Genomic DNA, 3,940 nt, shown 5'->3' with positions numbered 1-3,940 from the left:
AGCAGCGAACCGGCGCAGCCGCCGCCGTCGGCACGGCCTCGGCGGGCACGCCGTACCGTCCGCGCCGTTTCGAGGTACGCGGTGTCGGTCGCGGTGAGGCCGGTCGGCGCAGCGCGGCCGAGACGACGCGCGGACGCGTCATCGGTGTCTCCCCGACGACGACCGGCCGCGTCCACGTCACGGCCACCATCACGAGCGCAGCGTCGCGTCGCACCGCGGGGACGCGGGGCCGCCTCGACATCGCGGCGCACGACGTCCGCCACGCCCGGCTGCGGGGGCGCGAGTCGAATCTCGTGCTGTTCTGCGTCGACGCCTCCGGTTCGATGGCGGCGCGCAAGCGCATGGACGAGGTGAAGACGGCTGTACTGTCGCTGCTGCTCGATGCGTACGAGCGTCGCGACAAGGTCGGGCTGGTCGCGTTCAACGGCGCCGACGCGCACGTCCTGCTCGCCCCGACGTCGTCCGTCGATCGGGCGGCCGCGGCACTGACACAGCTACCGCACGGCGGACGCACGCCCCTCGCGGAAGGGCTCACGCTGGCCGCGAGTACCCTCGAACGTGAACGCCGCCGCGACCCGCGCCGGCGCGCGCTCGTCGTCGTCGTCACCGACGGGCGTGCCACGAGCGGGCCCGATGCCCTCGCGCGCGCCCAGCGCACCGCGTCGGCGTGGCCTGGCCTCGGCGTCGACACCGTCGTCGTCGACTGCGAGAGCGGACGCTTCCGCATGCGCCTGGCCGCCGACCTCGCCCACCGCATGGGCGCGACGCACGTGCCCCTCGAGAACGTCTCCGCCGCGGGCCTCGTCGACGCCGTCGCCGCCGCTCGCGCGCCGCACGGAAAGGCCGCCTGATGCCCCAGGGAGAAACGACCGTCACCCCGGACGACGGCCTGACGACGCGTCAGCGCCGCAACCGGCCCGTCGTCGCCATCCACTACGGCGCGGGCAAGGGCAAGTCGACAGCGGCGTTCGGGCTGGCACTGCGCGGCTGGAACCAGGGGTGGTCGATCGGCGTGTTCCAATTCGTCAAGTCGGCGAAGTGGAAGATCGGCGAGCAGGAGGCGCTCATGGCGCTCGGCGAGGTGCACGAGCGCACCGGCCGGGGCGGGCCCGTCGAGTGGCACAAGATGGGTTCGGGCTGGTCGTGGTCGCGCAAGGGCGGCACCGAGGCCGACCACGCCGCGGACGCGCTCGAGGGCTGGCGCGAGATCCAGCGTCGCCTCGCGGCTGAAACCCACCGGATGTACGTGCTCGACGAGTTCACCTACCCGATCAAGTGGGGCTGGGTCGACGGCGAGGAGGTCGCGCGCGCCCTGGCGGAGCGACCCGGAAACCAGCACGTCATCATCACCGGGCGCGACCCGCACCCGGCGCTGCTCGAGGTGGCCGACATCGCCACCGAGATGACGAAGGTCAAACACCCCTTCGACACCGGCCAGAAGGGCCAGCGAGGTATCGAATGGTGACGCGACTGCCGCGCGTCGTGCTCGCCGCGCCGGCGTCCGGGCAGGGCAAGACGACGGTGAGCGTCGGCGTCATGGCCGCCCTCGCCGCACGCGGGCTGCAGGTGGCGCCCGCGAAGGTCGGCCCCGACTTCATCGACCCCGGCTACCACGCGCTCGCGACAGGACGCGTCGGGCGCAACCTCGACCCGTGGCTCGTCGGCCCCGAACGCGTCGCACCGATGCTCGTGCACGGCGCGATGACGCCGGCGCCCGCCGACGTCGCCGTCATCGAGGGCGTCATGGGGCTGTTCGACGGGCGCCTCGGCACGGAGGGGTTCGCCTCGAGCGCGCACGTCGCGACGCTGACGCACTCCCCCGTCGTCCTCGTCGTCGACATCAGCTCGTCGTCGCGTTCGGTCGCCGCGAGCATCCACGGGTTGCGCACGTTCGACCCGCAGCTCGACGTCGCGGGCGTCGTGCTCAACAAGGCCGGCTCCGAACGTCACGCAGGCGAGGTGCGGCGCGCGTGCGAACGCATCGGCGTGCCGGTGCTGGGTGTGCTGCCGCGTGACGCGGGGATGAGCGTCCCGTCACGGCATCTGGGCCTCGTCCCGGCCGACGAACGGGACGCCGCACGCGCGACACTCGACCGACTGGCCGAACGCACCGCCGCTCACATCGACCTCGATGCGCTGCTCGAGATCGCGTCGGGCGCACCCGATCTCGCTGACGAACCGTGGTCACCCGCACCCATGTCTGCGGCGCCGACGACGGCCGGGAGGGACGCCCCCGTCGTCGCCGTCGCGGGGGGTCGTGCCTTCACGTTCCGTTACGCCGAGACGCTCGAGATGATGCGCGCGCGAGGTCTCGAACCCGTCGTGTTCGACCCCGTCCGTGATCGCGAACTGCCCGCCGGCACCCGCGCGCTCTACCTCGGCGGCGGCTTCCCCGAAGTGCACGCGCGCTCGTTGGCGGCCAACACGAGCCTGCTGGCCCAGCTGCGGGACGCCGTGACGTCGGGGCTGCCGACCGTGGCCGAGTGCGCCGGGATGCTCTATCTCCTCGAGGCCGTCGACGGTCACCGCTTCTCCGGGGTACTGCCCGCAACGGCGGCGATGTCACCACGGCTGACGCTGGGCTACCGCGAGGCCGAGGCACCCGTCGACACGCTTCTCGCCGACGCGGGCACGCGGGTGCGCGGCCACGAGTTCCACCGCACGCTGACGACGCCGGCCGCCGGTGACGGCGAAGGTGGGGGCCACGCGGCCTGGCTGCTCGACGCGGGTGCCGACGGCTTCTCCGCCGCCCTCGGCTCAGGCAGCGAGCCCACCGTCCACGCCTCGTACCTGCACACGCACTGGGCGGGGCACCCCGAGCTTGCAGACCGTTTCGCCGCCGCCACGCATCGCGCGGCGGGCCCGGGCCTCGTCGCGACGACGCTGCTGAGCCTGCCCCGCCCGCATGTCGACGCGCGAGCGGACGCGGCGCTGCCGGGCGCTGCGACGCCCGGCGACGAGCATCACGGCGACGCCGAGCTCGGTGACGGGCTCGTCGACTTCGCCGTGAACGTCCGCGCGAGCACGCCCCCGGCGAACCTGCGGCACGCCCTGCGCGGCGTGCTCGACGAGACCGCCCACTACCCCGATGCACGCACCGCCACCGACGCGGTCGCCGCGCACCATCGGCTGGCGCGTGAGCAGGTGCTCCTCACGAACGGAGCGGCCGAGGCGTTCACGCTCATCGCGCGGGCGCTGGCGCCGCGCGCACCCGTCGTCGTCCACCCGCAGTTCAGCGAGCCCGACGCCGCGCTACGCCGCGCCGGGTGCCCGGCCCGGGCGCACGTGCTCGACGTCCGCTCCGGTGCGCACCTCGGGGACGCTGACGTCGCGGCGCTCGACGGCGCCGATCTCGTCGTCCTCGGCAACCCGACGAACCCGACGGGCGTGCTCCACCCGCGCGCGCAGCTCGAGAAGCTGCGCGGTTCCGGACGCGTGCTCGTCGTCGACGAGGCGTTCATGGATCTCGTGCCCGGTGAGAGCGAGAGCCTCATCGGTGGCGACATGACCGGGGTGCTCGTCGTGCGATCGCTGACGAAGACGTGGTCGATCGCCGGGGTGCGCGCCGGCCATGTCGTCGGCGACGCGGCCCTCATCGCGACGCTGCGTGCGCAGCAGCCGCATTGGTCGGTGAACTCACTCGCCCTCGAGGCGACGCGGTACGCGATGACGGCCCCCGCCGCGCGTCAGGTCGCCGAGTGGGCCGAGGAGACGAGCCAGTGGCGCGAGCATCTCGACCGCGGCCTGCGTTCGCGCGGCGTGCCGGTGCTGGCGTCGGCCGCCCCGTTCGTACTCGCGCGCGTCGGAGCGGGCGCGCACGCCGCGTGGCGGGACGCCGGGTTCGCGACACGCCGCGCCGACACCTTTCCCGGCCTCGACGGCTCGTGGGTGCGCCTCGCCGTCCGAGACCCGCTGACGACGGATGCCCTCCTCACCGCGT

3 protein-coding genes are annotated in these 3,940 nt (G+C 73.9%); all 3 read left to right on the top strand.

The window, feature by feature from the left end; genetic code table 11:
* Positions 1-851 (top strand): vWA domain-containing protein (locus B2284_RS12170; protein WP_286697576.1); only part of this gene is annotated, 851 nt, incomplete at its 5' end.
* Positions 851-1,465, top strand: coding sequence for a cob(I)yrinic acid a,c-diamide adenosyltransferase (gene cobO, locus B2284_RS12165; protein WP_136788401.1), 615 nt, complete (start codon positions 851-853; stop codon positions 1,463-1,465). The genes B2284_RS12170 and cobO, both read left to right, overlap by 1 nt.
* Positions 1,462-3,940, top strand: a 2,479-nt coding sequence (locus B2284_RS12160; protein WP_286697575.1) for a bifunctional hydrogenobyrinic acid a,c-diamide synthase/histidinol phosphate aminotransferase CobBC, incomplete at its 3' end; no start/stop codon positions are given. The genes cobO and B2284_RS12160, both read left to right, overlap by 4 nt.

The organism is Dermacoccus sp. UBA1591, assembly GCF_002322065.1.
Taxonomy (GTDB): Bacteria; Actinomycetota; Actinomycetes; order Actinomycetales; family Dermatophilaceae; genus Dermacoccus; species Dermacoccus nishinomiyaensis.
This window is presented reverse-complemented; position numbering and strand designations above follow the sequence as displayed.